This window comes from Mesobacillus sp., assembly GCF_049588175.1.
Taxonomy (GTDB): Bacteria; Bacillota; Bacilli; order Bacillales; family Cytobacillaceae; genus Mesobacillus.
On the sequence record NZ_JBAVFI010000044.1, the window covers coordinates 1 to 17,472 of the forward strand.

At 40.0% G+C, this 17,472-nt stretch carries 17 protein-coding genes and 1 other annotated feature; of the genes, 3 read left to right on the forward strand and 14 right to left on the reverse strand.

The genetic code is table 11. From position 1 onward, the window contains the following. From WB217_RS00965 to WB217_RS00990, 6 genes are all read right to left on the reverse strand, one after another. Positions 1 to 348 (reverse strand): putative glycoside hydrolase (locus WB217_RS00965; protein WP_423989789.1); only part of this gene is annotated, 348 nt, incomplete at its 3' end. A gap of 338 nt (positions 349 to 686) precedes the next feature. After that, a complete protein-coding gene (locus tag WB217_RS00970; protein WP_423989791.1) occupies positions 687 to 1,628 on the reverse strand; it encodes an ABC transporter ATP-binding protein in 942 nt (313 codons plus the stop codon). 22 nt (positions 1,629 to 1,650) lie between these two features. Further along, entirely contained in the window at positions 1,651 to 2,685 is a 1,035-nt protein-coding gene (locus WB217_RS00975) for an ABC transporter ATP-binding protein (protein ID WP_423989793.1), read from the reverse strand. Positions 2,686 to 2,703: 18 nt separating this feature from the next. Then, on the reverse strand, positions 2,704 to 3,732 hold the full coding sequence (gene opp3C / locus WB217_RS00980; RefSeq protein WP_423989795.1) for an oligopeptide ABC transporter permease: 1,029 nt from the start codon (positions 3,730 to 3,732) through the stop codon (positions 2,704 to 2,706). Beyond that, entirely contained in the window at positions 3,732 to 4,661 is a 930-nt protein-coding gene (gene opp3b / locus WB217_RS00985) for an oligopeptide ABC transporter permease (RefSeq protein ID WP_423989797.1), read from the reverse strand. Before opp3b ends, opp3C begins: the two co-directional genes overlap by 1 nt. A gap of 139 nt (positions 4,662 to 4,800) precedes the next feature. Continuing rightward, positions 4,801 to 6,498, reverse strand: coding sequence for a peptide ABC transporter substrate-binding protein (locus WB217_RS00990; protein ID WP_423989799.1), 1,698 nt, complete (start codon positions 6,496 to 6,498; stop codon positions 4,801 to 4,803). A gap of 274 nt (positions 6,499 to 6,772) precedes the next feature. On the opposite strand from WB217_RS00990, the gene WB217_RS00995 reads away from it, so the two are divergent. Then, positions 6,773 to 7,138, forward strand: coding sequence for a DUF3899 domain-containing protein (locus WB217_RS00995; protein ID WP_423989801.1), 366 nt, complete (start codon positions 6,773 to 6,775; stop codon positions 7,136 to 7,138). Between the two features lie 66 nt (positions 7,139 to 7,204). Further along, positions 7,205 to 7,432: a binding site (T-box leader), on the forward strand. A gap of 59 nt (positions 7,433 to 7,491) precedes the next feature. After that, positions 7,492 to 8,481 (forward strand): tryptophan--tRNA ligase, encoded by a 990-nt coding sequence (gene trpS, locus WB217_RS01000; RefSeq protein ID WP_423989803.1) that lies wholly within the window; start codon positions 7,492 to 7,494, stop codon positions 8,479 to 8,481. 336 nt (positions 8,482 to 8,817) lie between these two features. On the opposite strand, the gene WB217_RS01005 is transcribed toward trpS, so the two are convergent. Both WB217_RS01005 and WB217_RS01010 read right to left on the reverse strand, forming a co-directional pair. After that, positions 8,818 to 9,564: a YjbA family protein gene (locus tag WB217_RS01005; RefSeq protein ID WP_423989805.1), complete on the reverse strand. Its 747-nt coding sequence runs from the start codon at positions 9,562 to 9,564 to the stop codon at positions 8,818 to 8,820. An 80-nt stretch (positions 9,565 to 9,644) separates the two neighbouring features. Next, the gene (locus WB217_RS01010) at positions 9,645 to 9,860 is read right to left on the reverse strand and encodes a hypothetical protein (RefSeq protein ID WP_423989807.1); all 216 of its coding nucleotides are present in this window, start codon (positions 9,858 to 9,860) and stop codon (positions 9,645 to 9,647) included. A gap of 353 nt (positions 9,861 to 10,213) precedes the next feature. Here WB217_RS01010 and WB217_RS01015 point away from each other — a divergent pair, with 353 nt between their 5' ends. Continuing rightward, complete coding sequence (locus tag WB217_RS01015; RefSeq protein WP_423989809.1) at positions 10,214 to 11,194, forward strand: nuclease-related domain-containing protein; 981 nt, start codon at positions 10,214 to 10,216, stop codon at positions 11,192 to 11,194. Between the two features lie 67 nt (positions 11,195 to 11,261). Here the strand turns inward: WB217_RS01015 and opp4C are convergent, their stop codons facing one another. The 6 genes from opp4C to WB217_RS01045 form a co-directional block, all read right to left on the reverse strand. Further along, complete coding sequence (gene opp4C / locus WB217_RS01020; protein WP_423989811.1) at positions 11,262 to 12,170, reverse strand: oligopeptide ABC transporter permease; 909 nt, start codon at positions 12,168 to 12,170, stop codon at positions 11,262 to 11,264. Between the two features lie 11 nt (positions 12,171 to 12,181). Beyond that, on the reverse strand, positions 12,182 to 13,147 hold the full coding sequence (gene opp4B / locus WB217_RS01025; RefSeq protein WP_423989813.1) for an oligopeptide ABC transporter permease: 966 nt from the start codon (positions 13,145 to 13,147) through the stop codon (positions 12,182 to 12,184). A 33-nt stretch (positions 13,148 to 13,180) separates the two neighbouring features. Next, positions 13,181 to 14,899, reverse strand: coding sequence for an oligopeptide ABC transporter substrate-binding protein (gene opp4A / locus WB217_RS01030; RefSeq protein ID WP_423989815.1), 1,719 nt, complete (start codon positions 14,897 to 14,899; stop codon positions 13,181 to 13,183). A 47-nt stretch (positions 14,900 to 14,946) separates the two neighbouring features. Further along, positions 14,947 to 15,933: an ABC transporter ATP-binding protein gene (locus tag WB217_RS01035; protein WP_423989817.1), complete on the reverse strand. Its 987-nt coding sequence runs from the start codon at positions 15,931 to 15,933 to the stop codon at positions 14,947 to 14,949. Then, the gene (locus WB217_RS01040) at positions 15,933 to 16,955 is read right to left on the reverse strand and encodes an ABC transporter ATP-binding protein (RefSeq protein WP_423989819.1); all 1,023 of its coding nucleotides are present in this window, start codon (positions 16,953 to 16,955) and stop codon (positions 15,933 to 15,935) included. The genes WB217_RS01035 and WB217_RS01040 overlap by 1 nt, the downstream gene beginning before the upstream one ends. A gap of 180 nt (positions 16,956 to 17,135) precedes the next feature. Beyond that, a partial coding sequence (locus WB217_RS01045; RefSeq protein ID WP_423989821.1) for a DUF2268 domain-containing putative Zn-dependent protease occupies positions 17,136 to 17,472 on the reverse strand: 337 nt, incomplete at its 5' end.

Here is a 17,472-nt window from a genome sequence, read left to right on the forward strand (position 1 = left end):
TGTTTCTTCTGGTTGGTATGTAAGGTATCCATGGTCGTCTTTTATATCAATTACCATAGCATTTAAATCTGTCTTATCTATAAGATTAGTAAGTTGATTAAACTTGTCTCCGCCAGCTGAATGGCCTGTCACATAAATTCCCCTTACAGCATCCGGATACGTGAATTCGTAACCAGAATCGAATGTAAATCTTGGCATCTGGTCAGGGATTTTTCTAATAAATGATTCATGTTCTCTTATTGGCAGCTTTACAGTACTATGCGTTTTTTCGGAAGCAAATACTTCACTATTCATTTGTGAAAAAGAGGCAGCCAATAAAGCTGCTGCTGCAATTTTTTTTATCTGCACGTATCATCTCTCCTTTTAAATTTGGCACAACCGGTTCTTATAATATATGAATCCTAGATTCTTATCTATGAATCTATTTTACCCACTTTCGACACTTTTACATATTATAGTTTCATATTTCTAATTGGAATATCTTTCCGATGAAGAACACAAAGCGCATGCGCCTTGGTCAGCCACGACAGGCATAAGACGAACCGCGGGAAGACAGTTTCCCAGCCACCTCAGCGGGACGGCTTATGACCCGAGGGGCTTGTCGCTCGAACTGGACATTTCTCGAAGTGCATTTTATCTTTTTTATCTGTAAAAAAAAACGATCTCAAATAATGAGATCGTCAAAATTATTTTACGTATTGCTGCTGATATTGTTTTAATTCTTTTTCTGAACAATACACATAATGTCCAGCGGAGACTTCACGCATTTTAACTTCTTCGTTATCAGCATACGCGTGTATGTTTATATCGTATGTTTTACGGCGACGCGTGCGTTCAGATTCAGGATCTGGAAGCGGAATCGCTGATAGTAACGATTGAGTATAAGGATGCAGTGGATTATTATAAAGGTCTTCTGCAGGAGCTAATTCGACAAGCTTTCCGAAATACATAACTCCAATTCTGTCGCTGATGTATTTAACCATTGAAAGGTCATGTGCAATAAACAAGTATGTTAACCCTTTTTCACGTTGCAGTTTCTTCATCAGGTTTACTACTTGTGCCTGGATAGAAACATCTAGCGCGGAAATAGGTTCATCTGCAATAATAAATTCTGGCTGTACAGCAAGTGCACGTGCAATGCCGATACGCTGCCTTTGTCCGCCTGAGAACTCATGCGGATAACGATTGGCATGTTCTCTATTTAAGCCGACCGTTTCAAGCAAGCTATATACCATTTCCATTCTTTCTTGTTTACTTTTTGCGAGACCATGAATATCGATGCCCTCTGCAATAACATCAGAAACCTTCATCCTTGGATTCAAGGATGCGTATGGATCCTGGAATATCATCTGCATGCTTCTGTTGAATTTCTTTAAGTCTTTCTTATTTTTCTTGCCGTGTACGTTTTCACCTTTGAAGATTACTTCTCCATCTGTTGCATCATACAGCCTGATAATTGTTCTGCCAGTTGTAGACTTACCACAACCGGATTCTCCAACCAAGCCAAGCGTCTCTCCTTTATAAATATCAAAAGAGACTCCATCTATTGCCCTTACTTCATTAGTTTGACCCATATTGAAGTATTGCTTCAAATTCTTTATTTCAAGAAGCTTTTCTTTATTTTCCATGAAGCCAGTCCTCCTCTTACTGTTATTTCACGCCCATGAATTTCCGCATTCTGCTCTTCACAGCTGCCGGTGGTTCTACTTTAGGAGCATCTGGATGCAACAGCCATGTAGCAGCATAATGTGTGTCAGAAACCTTAAACATCGGAGGCTGTTCTTCTAAATCGATTTGCATTGCATATTCATTACGCGGAGCAAATGCATCACCCTTTGGTGGATGCAATAAGTTAGGCGGCGTACCAGGGATTGCATACAGCTCTTCTTCTTTTGCATCCAGGCTTGGCATTGAACTGATCAAACCCCAAGTGTAAGGATGCTGCGGATTGTAGAAAACTTCATCGACTGTGCCGATTTCTACAATTTTTCCACCGTACATAACTGCCACACGGTCAGCTACGTTAGCCACAACGCCAAGGTCGTGCGTGATAAAGATAATCGAAGTATCGATTTTATTCTGCAAATCCTTCATAAGTTCAAGAATTTGAGCTTGGATCGTTACATCCAGTGCTGTTGTAGGCTCATCGGCAATTAAAACCTTTGGATTACAAGCCAAAGCGATTGCAATTACAACCCTTTGTCTCATACCACCTGAGAATTGGTGTGGATATTGGTTAATCCGCAATTCAGGTTTTGGAATACCTACAAGCTTAAGCAATTGCAATGCACGTTCTTTTGCACCAGATTTGCTCATGTTTTGATGCTTGATAAGCGGCTCCATGATTTGCTTGCCCACTTGCATCGTTGGGTTTAATGATGTCATCGGATCCTGGAAAATCATCGAAATATCTTTTCCGCGTATCTTTTGCATTTGTCTGTCAGTAAGCTTAGTCAGGTCCTTGCCGTCAAATAGAATCTGGCCACTTTTTATTTCGGAGTTTCCTGGAGGCAATAATCTCATGATAGCTTTAGTTGTTACTGATTTTCCAGAACCCGACTCACCTACGATTGCCAGGGTCTCTCCCTTTTTAAGTTCAAAATTAACACCGCGGATCGCTTGTACTTCACCCGCAAATGTATGGAAGGAGATATTTAAATCTTTAACTTCTAAAATATTTTCCATAACTATTCACCTACCCTATTAATCGCGCATTTTTGGATCAAGCGCGTCACGTAATCCGTCTGCCAGCATATTAAATGTGATCATGATGATGCTGATGATAATAGCTGGAATGATCATTTCATGTGGATGTAATCTAAGGACTTTAAACCCATCATCAATTAATGTACCAAGAGACGCGAGCGGATCTTGTAATCCCAAACCGATAAAGCTCAAGAAAGCTTCAAAGAAAATGGCATTTGGAATTGTGAACATTGTATTGATGATAATCACTCCGGCAAGGTTTGGAAGCAAGTGCTTCGAGATGATTTTCCCATCTGATTCTCCTAATGTTCTGGAAGCAAGCACAAATTCCTGTTCCTTTAATTTCAATACCTGAGCACGGACGACACGTGCCATTCCGACCCAGCCGGTAATGGTCAAGGCGACCGTAATGGATATAATACCTGGTTTCAGCACAAGAATCATCAAGATTACGATAATCATGGTCGGTATTCCTACTAAAACTTCAGTAATACGCTGCATGACATTGTCTAGTCTGCCACCATAAAAGCCTGAAATCGCACCATAGGCAACACCGATTAACATATCGATTACCGCTGCTAATAAAGCGATATACAATGAAATTTGCGTTCCCTTCCATACACGCGTGAATAAGTCACGGCCTAGTGCGTCTGTACCAAACCAGTAATATTCTTTGACCTTTTTCATTTCATACATATTGATTTCTTTACCAGCATTATTGACCTTTACACCGTCAAATGGAAGCCAGCTTATATTTTCAAGACCCTGGATTCGGGGAGGCAAGTTGTTATGCCTTACGTTTTGGGTATCATATTCTTTCCCGCTAATCAGTGGACCAATAAATGCCATCGCTACTAGTAATAGCATGACAATCAAACTTGCTAAAGCTGCCTTATTTTTACGGACACGCATCCAAGCATCCTGCCAAAAGGTTAAGCTCGGCTTGTTAATCTCCTCGCTTTTAGACGAATCGATATCCGCCGGTCTAAAACGATCTGGTGAAATTTTTGCTTCAAAATCAGCCATTACTTATTACCTCCAGAAAGCCTGATGCGTGGATCGATGATTCCATATAAAATATCCACTACAAGGATGATGACTACAAATAATGCAGCAAATAAAATGGTTGTTCCCATAATAACAGGGTAATCATTAACTGTAATCGATTTTACGAATTGCTCACCTAGTCCAGGGATTGCAAAGATTTTTTCAACAACTAGTGAACCAGTCATCATTGAAATAGCCAAAGGGCCAAGTACAGTGACAAGTGGAATCAAAGCATTCCTCATAGCATGCTTGAATGCAATCTCAAAGAAACTTGCACCTTTCGCTTTAGCGAGCATGATATAATCCGAACCCATTACCTCAATCATTTCCGTTCTCATAAAACGCGCGGCGATTGCGATTGGGAACATAGACAACGCAATTGTCGGCAGCACTGTATATTCAGGGCCTTTCCAGAATAAAACAGGGAACCATCCCAGTTTTACACCAATGAAGTATTGCAATAAACCGGCAAATACGAAGTTAGGGATGGATTTTCCCAATACAGCCAAAAAAGTGGAACTGTAATCGACCCAGCTATTTTGCCTGATTGCGGCAAAAATACCGAGTACGAGTCCTATAAGAGTACCTACTAGCATTGCTTGGAAGCCAAGCTGTGCGGAAGGTCCCAAACGCTTGAACATCAAATCTGTTACTGGCGTATTGTTAAATTGAAACGAAATGCCAAGGTCACCTTGCAGCAAGTTCCCGATATACTTCGCATATTGTACTGGTACCGGCTGATCTAAACCATACTTTGCTTTCATTATTTCCATCTGTGCCGGCGGCAACTTAGCAGCACTCGCAAATGGCGTACCTGGTATGATTTTCATTAAGAAAAAGGTTAAGGACGCAATAATGAAAAGGGTTAAAAACATATAAAAGAATCTTTTAAGTAAGTATTTCCCCATATGTGTGCACCTCCTATATTATTTCAATTTTCCCTATTATTCGACAAATGCCGTACAGGGAAAAAGAGAGTATATCTAGATATACTCTCTTTCTATCCTCAGAATTATTACACTCTGAAATAAGAAACTGCTATAGTTACTATTCTTCGATTGTTATCCATTGGAATGAATAATCAGGACCATAGTTATAGATCGCAAGACCTTTAACATTTGGATTCAATAGGATGTTTGCAGCACGCTGGTAAACTGGAGCTAGACCGAAATCTTCTCCCAGCATGATTCTTTCAGCTTCTTGCTGTGCTTCCCATTGAGCTTTTTCATCAGTTGCAAGTTTGCCTTGAGCATCCTTGATTAACTGATCGTATTTAGGGTTAGAGTAAGCCATTCTGTTACTTCCGCCATCAGTGATCCATAGGTCAGTGAATGATAACGCGTTACCATAGTCAGGACCCCAGCCAGCGAATTGAAGATCATAATCCATTGCGTTGTCACGCTCTAGACGTACTCCGAAAGGAACACTCTCAAGATTGATAGTCAAGCCAGGAAGATTTGTTTCTAATTGGTTCTTGATGTATGCATCAGTTTTCTTAGCTGATTCAGTGTCTCCACCAAGGTAGCGAAGTTCTAATTTATCTACACCTAGTTCCTTAAGTCCAGCTTCCCAAGCTTTCTTAGCTTCTTCAGCATTGAAAGTTACGATGTCGCCGTTCTTTTCACGGAAATCTTCTCCGTTAAGAGATACGAAATCTTTTGGTACGAAGTAGTTTGCAGCTACAGATCCGTTGTTAAGGATGCTTGCAGCCAAATCTTCTTTATTGAAACCTTGTGCAAGTGCTTTACGGATATTAACGTTAGCAAGAGCTTTGTTCTTTTGGTTCATTTTGATCCAGAATACAGTTGGCTCCATCCAGCTAAGCATGCGGTCGTCGCCTTCGTATTGTGGAACGATATCAGAAGAAAGCAATCCAGTCATGTCTGTTTCGCCAGCTTCGAATGCGTTTACAGCAGAGTTAGAATCTTTAACTACGTTTACAGTGATTTTTTCAAGTTTAACTTGATCAGCATTGTAATAGTTTTCGTTCTTTTCAAGTACCCACTCAGTAGCGTCAGTACCTTCCCACTTAGTCATCTTGAAAGGACCGTTGTAAAGTAAGTTTTCAGCATTGCTTGCGAAAGCTTCGCCTTTTTCTTCAACAAACTTCTGGTTTTGCGGATAGAATGTTGGGAAAGCGAATAAGTCAGCCCAGTATACTACTGGCTTATCAAGTGTTACTTCTAAAGTCTTGTCATCAAGAGCTTTAACTCCAAGTGTGTTAAGATCGTAAGGCTTCTTAGCAGCACCAAGTTCAGTGATTTCTGCAGCACCCTTGATTTTGCCACCCATCATGTACGGGCCGTATGGAGAAGCAGTCTTAGGATCGATTGCGCGCTGCCAAGCATACACGAAATCTTGAGCTGTTACAGGCTCTCCGTTTGACCATTTAGAATCACGAAGTGTGAAAGTGTAAACAGTTTTGTCGTCGCTGATTTTTGGTTCGCCATCAGCAAGTGCAGGAACTGGCTTGTGGTCCTGTCCAAGACGGTATAGACCTTCACCTACGTTGTTTATGTATGTGAAGCTAGTAGAACCTTCTGCAAGTACAGTGTCCATTGTTGGGATTTCAGAAGAATCCAACATTCTTAGTTCTTGTGGTAGATCAGATGTTTCAGCTGGTGTTGCACTGTCATCTTCTTTAGGCTCATCTTTTCCAGCATCTTTTCCGCCGCTACATGCAGACAGGAATAAAGAGAATACTAGAGTCAGAACCAAAAGCAATGAAAATTTTGACTTTTTCAAAGTTATGCCCCCTCTTTTTTTGTTGTTTTCTGAAAACTTTTTACATTCCCTATTATACATAGATTGAAAAAAATGTTCAATATTTTTCCGCGAAAAATTTACAACATTGAAACAATAGTAATAAATTACCTGAAATATATGTGTTATAATGGTGACTTATAAGCATTTGTTCAATGTTTCGCATACAAATTCCATTGTAATATTTGCGTTTTTTTAGATGATTTCTCCGGAAAATCACTTTTATAAAATAACAATTTAAGGGAGAATTAGTAAAATGAGTAAAGGTGTTGGGAAAATTTTATTAGGTTTTATAAGCTCTCAAGTATTTGTGGTCCTTCTCTTACTTCTCTACTACAAAAATTTTTCATTACTCAACTATATTAATAGTTCTTTTTATATTTCAAGTATTCTGCTTTTCACCTCTTTGCTAGTTTTTACAGTAACTTCTGGATTCTTTGATGCAATATCATTTTCATTCAGGACTGTGTTTGCCGGCAAGGAGAACGGAGAGAAGATCAAATCGATTCATGAAATGACACCTTTATCTGAAATGGTGAAGATCAATACTAATCCGATTCTGATCGTAGGACTTTTAGACTTTGTTTTAATGCTTGCAGCGCTTTCGATTTACTACCTGTAAAAATTTCCTGGTGTATCTTGCATCTTATTGCTTAATTGATTATAATTCTTGTTAATAAAATTGTATTTAAAGGCAATGACAAAGAATAGTACACTTGTTCAAGGTTTTCAGAGAGTTTGTGGTTGGTGTGAACAAACAGCCTGGCATGTGGAATGGACTTTCGAGCCCCTGCTTCGAACCAAAGTAGATCCAGGCGTAAACCCTGCGTTAAAGGGAACCATGTTTTATCTGACATGGGCTGAGCGACTCATTATTGAGTAATTAGGGTGGCAACACGGACCATTCGTCCCTACTTTATGTAGGGATGGATGGTCTTTTTTTATATACTTTTTTAAGTAACAGGAGGAATTTACATGCAAACCATTTTTTCCGGCATCCAGCCAAGCGGTACCATTACTCTTGGCAATTACATCGGTGCTATGAAGCAATTTACTGAATTGCAAGATGAATACGACTGCTATTTCTGTATCGTTGACCAGCATGCGATTACTGTACCGCAAGAGAAGCTGCAGCTTCGCAAAAACATCAAAAGCCTGGCAGCCTTATATATTGCCTCAGGTATTGATCCTGAAAAAGTTACGCTTTTCATACAGTCAGAGGTTCCGTCACATGCCCAGGCTGGCTGGATGATGCAATGTGTCGCTTATATCGGAGAGCTTGAAAGAATGACTCAATTCAAGGACAAATCGACTGGAAAGGAAGCTGTATCAGCTGGTTTATTAACATACCCTCCTTTAATGGCAGCGGATATCCTGCTTTATGGGACGGATCTTGTACCTGTGGGTGAGGATCAGAAACAGCACCTTGAATTAACAAGGGATTTGGCTGAGCGCTTCAACAAAAAATACAATGACATTTTTACGATTCCAGAAGTAAGGATTGCCAAGGTTGGAGCAAGGGTTATGTCATTGCAAGACCCATTGAAAAAAATGAGCAAATCTGACCCTAATAATAAAGCTTTTATCTCCATGCTGGATGATCCAAAACAGATCGAAAAGAAAATTAAAAGCGCAGTGACTGATTCTGAAGGAATTGTGAAGTATGACAAAGAGGATAAACCAGGAATTTCAAATCTCCTTTCTATTTATTCAATCCTTTCAGGAATGTCTGTTGCTGATATTGAAAAACAATATGAAGGAAAAGGTTACGGAGATTTTAAAGGCGATCTGGCAAAAGTTGTAGTTGATGTGATTGAGCCGATTCAGAAAAAGTACTATGAATTAATCGACTCTCCTGAGTTGGATGAAATCCTCGACCGAGGTGCTGAAAAAGCAAACCGTGTTGCTAGCAAAATGCTTGGCAAAATGGAAAACGCAATGGGTCTTGGCAGGAAAAGAAGATAACGTGAGTGCATAAATAAGAAGCTGACTTAGGTTGGCTTCTTTTTTATTTGGCTGTGTTAAGGTACAATGTTGATTTTTTAGCACCTGTTGATTGGAGCGGAAGGCGCGCAGACTCCTGGGGGATCAGCGGCCAAGGTGAGACCCCGCAGGAGCAAAGCGACGAGGAGGCTCACCTGACGCCCCCCGGAAAGCGAAGCGCCTGGAGCGGAAATCAACAGACAAGTTTTACACAGCCATTTATTTAGATAATGAAGTCTTTGATTTTGATTTTTGTACTAGATGAATTCATTAGATGTTTAATCACCATTAAAAAAGGAGCTGATGTTGATCAGCTCCTTAATTTACCTTTGGACCATGTTCCATTTCCCAAAGTTTCTCAAAAAATGCCTGGCCCTTTATTATGTTTTCGCAGAATTTTTCATGCTTTCCGGACCAGCCATATTTTGTCTCTTCAAATAGCTGCTCCCATACTTCTTCGAACGAATGCTGCAGGATTTCTTCATATAACTCTGGTTTCCATTCAGTAAACCAGTACCGAACTTCAGCCACATTTTTAGATGAATTCAATTGATCCATGGCCATGAAAAGCAATTGTTTCAATTGCCTTTCCTTTCTTGTCAGCCCCTTCATGAGATCTGGAGAGGGAGACAAAATATGAAAGTCCTTCAAGGCGCTTTGGTCGTTGAACCCATATTGGATCGTATCCTGATTTTCAATCATTTCATATACTAGCTGTTCCTGCCTTGGAATCAAACGACTTTTACGGATGGGAATATTGTAGCCAATTGTATCAACCGCGAGGATACCTGTTCCATCAGAAACGACAAAACAGTAGTCGAGCTGGGTGCGCTCATGGTTTTTCCTCAAGTATGCCTTTCGGTATATGTCGTCCAGAAGCTGTTGAGGCAACTCTGATAAATCATTCTCAATATAATTAAATAGCAGATGGTCAATTTTCAGAAGAGGAACCTGGTCAAGAAGCTCAACCCCGTCATCTTTCCGCCATTCATGAAAATGGCAGACATTATAGCCGTTCTCTTCCCCTTCGAACCAATTTACCCAGACATCATGAAGATACAACATGATTTTAACCCCTCACTTCAAGAAACTGTTTGTCCATCAGTATGGGCAGCACTAAGTAATATTATTCCTTATTAGGAAGATCAATTTTCTTCAATATGATGGGGCCAATATATACTCAACCAGATGATAGCTATCCCAACAGGAAGCAGATAGCACTCCACTCTCTTTGATATGAAGTTCAAATACTCAACAAAACCATGTCCCGCAATAATCATGTTCAAATAAGCAATTGTACTGATTCCACCAGACACCGCTATACTAAAACCAATGGTTAACAGGATTAATCTATACATCATTTTTAATACCCATCTCATTATTAATGTTGTACATTGCTTTCACCCTTGCCTGTCCATTTTTACATTTATATGATTGGGGGCGGGTGGACAGTACTGTGGATCTTTAATTAATGGCCTGCTTAGAGTAATTACGAATATATTTTGGATTTCCGGAAAATAAGATACATTTTCCGGAATATATTTTAATTTTCCGGAATAAATTGAGACTTTTCCGGAATATAAGAAAAATTTCCGGAATAACTCATGGACTATCCATTTAAATAAAGGCAATTTTTCAACAATCCAGCTGTTAAAAAGGAATTCATCAGCAAACATAGAATTGTAGTGGTATATCGTACTAAGGAGTGAATGAATTGTTCTATAAAGAAAGGAAAATACCGCTTAAATTCAGAGCAGAAGAGGCAATTATAAGACGGCTTGATGGCTCACATCCAAAATTCTCTGTTATTCAGGAGAACCATAGGAAAATGTCTGCAGGTATTCGTGGCGAAAAGGAATTAGATTATCAATTAAGCTTTCTTCCTAATGAAAAGTACTTAATTTTAAATGATCTTAGACTCCTGCAAAATGGTCACTTTTTTCAAATTGATACCCTCCTTCTATCTCCAAAGGTTTCCTTCATTATTGATTCCAAAAACATTTCAGGAACTGTTTTGTTCGACTTTAACCGAGAACAATGTATTCGAACTTTTAATGATAAAGAAGAAGGAATGCGCGATCCCATTACTCAGGTTCGCAAACACAAGCGACTTTTATCCCAATGGCTGATCGATAACAAGTTGGGATCAATTCCTATAGAATATTTAGTTGTCATTGCACACTCCACAACAGTGATAAAAACAAATGGAAACAGCACAGATAAAAATAGAAGATTACTACATTCTGATCAGCTTTATGAAAGGTTAATTGAGTTTGAGAAACGATATACCACTGAAAATCTAACATTAAAAGAAATCAAAAAAATTGGCAAACAACTCCTGAAATATCATACTCCCCTCCTCCCTAAAATCCTTTCAGTATATTCCATTGACCCTATTGACATAAAGCCAGGAGTTCAATGCCCTTCTTGTTTTGCAATACCAATGAATAGGCAGCATGGAAAATGGGTTTGCAATAAGTGCGGCTGTAAATCTAAGGATGCCCATATTTCAGCTATAACAGATTACTCCCTTATATTTAGCCAGACCATTACTTTGTCACATTTCCGTACTTTTCTTCATATTCCTGACTCTAAGGTTAAAATGGCATCTGATTTGTTAGTTTCCCTAAAGCTCCCCCACCAGGGCGCAAAAAAAGGAAGAGTCTACGACCTCTCCCCTCTTATGAAAATATGAAGCTTGACTTATTTATCAGCATCCATTTAAACCAAAATAAAAAATCTACCTTTGTATGGTAGATTTTTTAACGGCGTGATCTTGGATTCAACGCGTCTTTCAATCCTTCACCAATGAAGTTGATGGAGAGGATTGTCAGGGTAATGGCAAGAGCCGGCGGGATCCAGATCCACGGTTTTCCTTGTAGAACGTCTGGTTCATTTGCGAATGAAAGCATATTTCCCCAGCTTGGTATTTCAGATGGTACACCGAAACCAAGGTAACTTAATCCTGATTCCGCGACAATCATTGAAGCAAACAGGATTGTTGCTTGTACAATAATTGTTGAAAGTACATTTGGCAGCAAGTGCTTAATAATAACTTTAAAAGGAGAGCAGCCGATTGAAATGGCAGCAAGAATGTATTCATTCTCTTTCTCAGCTAAAATTTTGCTTCGCACGATCCTTGCAACACCGCCCCAGCTTAGTAGGCTGATTACAATAATTAATATTGCTAATCCATTCAATTTTCCATAGAAAATTGTCCCCAAAACGATAACGAATACTAAGAAAGGAAAGTTAAGGACGAAGTCTGTAAACCTCATCAACATGCTGTCTACCAAACCACCGAAATATCCAGCGATTGAACCAACAATTGTTCCAAAAAAGATAACGAATAAGGTACAACTGATACCTACTAGCAATGAAACTCTGCCGCCGTATAAAAGTCTCGTAAAGACATCACGTCCACTTTTATCAGTGCCGAGCCAATGTTCAGATGATGGCGAAAGTGACATGGAACCTATATTGATTTTCGTGATATCAATTGTTGTAATATAAGGGGCCAGAAACGATACGATCGAAACAATGATCAAAAAGATCAAGCTTGTCATTGCCAATTTGTTTTTAACAAATTTTTTGCGAGCGATGGCCCATGGAGACAAGCCTTTTTCTGGCTTAAGGTTGATCTGTGTGTTTTTTGCTGTTGAAATTTCCATAGCCATCCTCCTTAATCAAGCCTGATCCTTGGATCAACAACTCCATAAAGTATATCGGCAACCAGGTTACCAAACAAAGTCAAGAATGAGAACATCATTGTTAAAGTCATCAGTACCGGATAATCTCTCTGGGAAACTGAGTTTAAGAACAATTGTCCAATTCCAGGATAAGTAAAGATTGTTTCAGTGATGATTGCACCACCGACCAATGCTACGATATCAAATCCAAGGAAAGTAATAAGAGGGATGATTGAATTCCGCAAAATATGCTGATTGTAAATCTTGCTCTCAACTGTTCCTTTGGCTCTTGCTGTTCTTACATAATCTTTTCGGCTGTTTTCTATAATGTCATTACGCAAAAATTGCGTATAGCTTGCAGTACTTAATAATCCTAAAACTAGTGCAGGTAAGAATACGTGATGCAGCCTGCTGAACCAGTATCCTGTTGTTCCTTCAGTTGTAGAAATATCAACCGACCCGTTTGATGGGAACCAGCCTAAATTAAACGAAAAGAAATAGATTGCGAACACTCCGGCGACAAATGAAGGAAGTGCCAGCCCTATATAGTTTGCGGTACTAATGGCATTATCTCCAAGTGAATATGGCTTTCTGCCTGAGTATATCCCCATGATAAATGCAAGGATATAAGTTATGACAATACTTGTGAATCCTAGAAAAATAGTATTAGGCAAACGTTCTCCAATGATTTCACTTGCAGGAATCTTATAACGCGTAGACTTTCCAAATTCACCCTGCATAAAGTTCGTAATCCATGTTAAATATTGCTCGTGAATAGGGTCATTATATCCGAGCTTCTCGCGCATCTCTGCTATGTATGCCGGATCCGTATTGTTCGGATCGATTTCTCCACTGAGTGAATCCCCTGGCATAAGTTTCGCCAGGGAAAACACTACTATAGAGATAAGGAAAAGCATAGGGATCATGCCGAGGATGCGTCGTAAACTGTACTTAAGCATATGCATTCTCCTTAACTGAATAAGTGGTTCTTATTATTGCTTAATCCACCATTCGTGAGATGAATTCGAACCAGAAACATCAAATTTAACACCTTGTACACGCTTAGAAACAGCGATTACTTCTTCTAGTTCAGCGATTGGAAGTGCTGGCACCTCTTCGTTGAAGATCTTCTGCCAGTCAGCGTATAGCTGCTTACGCTTTTCAGTATCAGTTCCAACAACACTGATATCAACAGCGTCTTGAAGAAGCTTTTCTGCATCTTCATTTACCCAACGAGGGTAATTCCATACAGACTCAGTGCCCCATAGTGGAAGTGGATCTGGGTCAGCGCCAGTTCCCCAGCCGCCATAGAATACTTCTAGAGCTGGATCGTCTTTTTCGATTTGATCATAGTAAAGGTTAACGTCAGTCATTTGAAGCTCAGATTTCAAGCCAACTTCTTCCCAGTACTGAGTCAAAGCTTTTGCACGTGCTTCGAAAGTTGGGTTACCTGTAGCATAGTGAGAGAACTTAACAACGAATTTTTCGCCTTTTGGATCTTCACGGAAGCCGTCTCCGTCTTTATCAACATAACCAGCTTTGTCTAATAGTTCTTTTGCTTTTTCTGGATCATATGAGTATTGATTAGGCATATCTTTGTTATCAGCAGCAATCCAGTGTGCAGATGGGATTGGGCGATCTAGTGGCTTTCCAAGTCCGCTGAAGAATGCTTTTACCCACTCCTCACGGTTGATAGCGTAAAGCATAGCTTGACGAAGATCTTTGCTAGCATACTTGTCAATGTTCATTACGTTTTTCTTGCCATCGTATTTACCTAATTTGAAACCTACATAGTAGTAAGATAAGCCAGGGAATCTTACAACATCCACGTTATCTAATGCTTCGATTTCAGGAAGTACTGTTGGGTGGAATGGAGTCATGTCAAGAGTTCCATTCTTAAGTTCTCCAGTTGTTAGAGAGCTGTCGATAACTTTAACGATGATTTTCTCTAAGTGAGGCTTGCCTCTCCAGTAGTCTTCATTTCTTGTAAGTTCTACTGATTCACCAGGAACAACTTTTGTAACTTTGAATGGACCAGTTCCTACAGGCTTAGTGCGAACTTGCTCAGAAGCAGCCATGTCTTTAGGAGCGATTCCTTCAAATTCTTTTCTTGAAAGCGGGTAAGACCAAACGTTTTCAAGGTTGTTAACGCGTGCTTTGTCAAAAGTGATCTTTAAAGTATAGTCATCTACTACTTCAAGACCAGAGATCTTGTCGGCTTTCTTTTCATTGAATTCTTTAACACCTTCGATAGTGTTAACGTTTGACCAGCGCTGGTGTTCTCCACCAAGAGTAGCGATTGTTTCGATTGCGAATACCCAGTCATTAACTGTAAGTTCTTCGCCATTGTGCCATTTTACGCCTTTTTCAAATGTGAAAGTGAAAGTTTTGTTATCATCAGTAGTCCAGCTAGCGATACCTGGTACTGCTTTAAGGTTTTCATCATAGTCGATTAATGCATCGTCGAAGAAAGCAATGATATCATCGTCTCCGTCAGCATCGTAGAAGTTCCAGTTTAATAGGCCTTTGAATTCAGAATCCAAAGCGTAAACAAGTGTACCGCCATCTTGTGGCTGGCCTTCTGCAGTTGTTCCTTTGTCATCGTCTTTTGGTTCAGTAGTTGTCTTTTCTTTGTCTCCTCCGCTGCACGCAGCAAGGAATGTTGATAAAACCAGTACAAGCATGGCAAGCCATAGCAAAGGTTTCTTCATGGTTTTCCCCCCGTTTTTCATTTTTTATTTGGTAAAAAAATTGTACCCTAGTATAGATGGCAAGCAACCTGGTGTCCTGGCTTCACCTCCTTTAAAGCTGGCTTTACTTGAGAACACTCCGCCATCGCTGCTGGGCAGCGCGGATGGAATGGACATCCAGTAGGAGGGTTCATTGGACTTGGAACATCTCCTTCAAGAACGATCCTTTCCTTTTTCCTGCGCGGGTCCGGCATAGGAATAGCAGAAATCAAAGCCTGAGTATATGGGTGGAGCGGTTCAGCATACATGCTGTTGCGATCAGCAATTTCTACCATATTGCCGAGGTACATTACACCGATCCGGTCACTCATATGCTTAACGACACTAAGGTCATGAGCGATAAATAAAAAGGTTAAATCAAATTCCTTTTGAAGCTCCTTCAATAAATTAAGAACCTGCGACTGTACTGAAACGTCCAGTGCGGATACCGGCTCATCAGCAATGATCAACTTTGGCCTCAGGGCAAGTGCACGGGCGATGCCGATCCTCTGCCTCTGGCCTCCAGAAAATTCATGAGCATATTTGTAATAGGCATCCTCCGGAAGTCCAACCTTTGTCAGTAAATCCATTACTTCATCTTTTAAATCCTTCGTGCTGACGTTTTTAAAGTTCTTGATTGGTTCAGCGACGATATCGCCGACCATTTGCATTGGATTCAATGAAGCGTATGGATCCTGGAACACCATTTGGATATCCTGGCGGATTGATTGCAGCGACTTTCCTCTTAATTTCGTGATGTCTTTGCCATCAAACAAGATTTCACCTTCAGTTGCGTTTAACAGACGGATGATCGTTCTGCCTGTAGTTGATTTACCGCAGCCTGATTCACCAACCAGTCCTAATGTTTCACCCTTTTTAATTTCGAATGATACATCATCGACTGCCTTTACATTTCCGATCGTGCGGCGGAAGAAACCACCTTTTACGGGATAGTAGGTTTTCAGGTTCTTGATTTCCAGCAAATTCTCTTTATCTACTAAACTCGCATTGCTCATTATGCCTTAACTCCTTCTCTTGGCATACTTGCTTCATATAGAATGCACGCCACGTCATGTCCCGTTTCGACCTCACCCAGCAGCGGAGTAATGCTTGAACACTCTGGCAGTGCTTTCGGGCAGCGATTTGCGAATCTGCAACCGGTTGCTGGCATGTTTTTAAGTGATGGGACTATTCCCTTGATTGAGCTTAATTCTTCTTTTTCTTCATCCATTTTAGGGATGGCACCCATCATCAGCTCTGTATAAGGATGTTTAGGGTTATAGAAAAGTGTTTCAACATCTGCACGCTCAACGATTCTGCCAGCATACATAACAATTACTTCATCGCACATCTCAGCTACGACACCAAGGTCATGAGTGATTAGGATGACCGACATATCATTTACTTCCTGGATACTCTTGAGCAGCTCAAGAATCTGGGCTTGTACCGTAACATCCAATGCAGTAGTAGGCTCATCTGCTATTAACAGCTTTGGCTGGTTGGCAATTGCCATCGCGATCATGACCCTTTGTCTCATACCGCCGGATAGCTGGTGAGGATATTCATCCACGATTTTCTCGGGGCGTGAAATCCCAACGCTCTTCAAAAGGGCGATACTCTTTTGCCTTGCTTCAGCTTTCGTTATTTTTGTGTGGTTGAAAAGGACCTCTTGAAGCTGGAAACCAATCGTGAATACCGGATTCATGGATGTCATCGGTTCTTGGAAAATCATTGAGATATCCTTACCGCGAATTTTGTTCATTTCCTTTTCGGACATTTGTTCTAAATGAGTTCCTTCAAAAAGGATTTCACCAGATCTGATTTTACCGACACCTTTAGGCAGCAGCTGCATAACCGAAAGACTCATTACAGATTTCCCGCACCCAGATTCGCCAACAATCCCGACAATCTGCCGTGGTTTGACATTAAAAGAAACCTTATCAACAGCATTGTAGTATTGACCGTCTATCGAAAAGGCTGTTTCCAGGTTTTTCACCTCTAGTAAAGGCGTTTCTTTATGTATCGAATAATTGCTCATTTGGGACACCTTCTCACATTTTAAATAATAAAATATTCTGCAAATTCTATATATTTTAATAAAATGTTATTACAGATTTATTACAATTGCAATACTTTTTTTTCAATTGGGAAATTTATTATTTTTCAAAAATAATAAAAAACCCCGGTATAATGGGGTTTTTACGTTTTTCGAAAATTGTTAAAATTTTAGCAACTTTGTAAATTTATCGGAAGGTATTTTGAAGGAAGCTTTTTCAGTAAAGTTTTTATGCTGCTTGAATTGTTTTACGATTTCATATCCCATGGCATATCCTAAAAGCCTTGGCCTGCTTCCCACCCCAAATAAAATTTGGTCGTGCTGTTTGTCTTTTCTTGTAATATCAAGTTTTTCTGCAAGATCTTTTTTCCAAAATTCAGCAAGTTCTTCTGTCGAATATCGCCGACTCCAATCTCCGGTATATTCTTCACCGCAATTTTTTGCAACCGCATGCTCGGCGAGACCCTCGAGTATGATTGAGTCAAGCAAAGTGTACTCA

Excerpts from the sequence above, each read along its gene's own strand:
- opp3C (WP_423989795.1), bottom strand. The coding sequence starts at position 3,732 with ATGGCTGATTTTGAAGCAAAAATTTCACCAGATCGTTTTAGACCGGCG.
- opp4A (WP_423989815.1), bottom strand. The coding sequence starts at position 14,899 with ATGAAGAAACCTTTGCTATGGCTTGCCATGCTTGTACTGGTTTTATCA.
- trpS (WP_423989803.1), top strand. The coding sequence starts at position 7,492 with ATGCAAACCATTTTTTCCGGCATCCAGCCAAGCGGTACCATTACTCTT.
- WB217_RS00975 (WP_423989793.1), bottom strand. The coding sequence starts at position 2,685 with ATGGAAAATATTTTAGAAGTTAAAGATTTAAATATCTCCTTCCATACA.
- WB217_RS01005 (WP_423989805.1), bottom strand. The coding sequence starts at position 9,564 with ATGTTGTATCTTCATGATGTCTGGGTAAATTGGTTCGAAGGGGAAGAG.
- WB217_RS01035 (WP_423989817.1), bottom strand. The coding sequence starts at position 15,933 with ATGAGCAATGCGAGTTTAGTAGATAAAGAGAATTTGCTGGAAATCAAG.
- WB217_RS01040 (WP_423989819.1), bottom strand. The coding sequence starts at position 16,955 with ATGAGCAATTATTCGATACATAAAGAAACGCCTTTACTAGAGGTGAAA.
- opp4C (WP_423989811.1), bottom strand. The coding sequence starts at position 12,170 with ATGGAAATTTCAACAGCAAAAAACACACAGATCAACCTTAAGCCAGAA.
- WB217_RS01010 (WP_423989807.1), bottom strand. The coding sequence starts at position 9,860 with ATGATGTATAGATTAATCCTGTTAACCATTGGTTTTAGTATAGCGGTG.
- WB217_RS00995 (WP_423989801.1), top strand. The coding sequence starts at position 6,773 with ATGAGTAAAGGTGTTGGGAAAATTTTATTAGGTTTTATAAGCTCTCAA.
- opp3b (WP_423989797.1), bottom strand. The coding sequence starts at position 4,661 with ATGGGGAAATACTTACTTAAAAGATTCTTTTATATGTTTTTAACCCTT.
- WB217_RS00970 (WP_423989791.1), bottom strand. The coding sequence starts at position 1,628 with ATGGAAAATAAAGAAAAGCTTCTTGAAATAAAGAATTTGAAGCAATAC.
- opp4B (WP_423989813.1), bottom strand. The coding sequence starts at position 13,147 with ATGCTTAAGTACAGTTTACGACGCATCCTCGGCATGATCCCTATGCTT.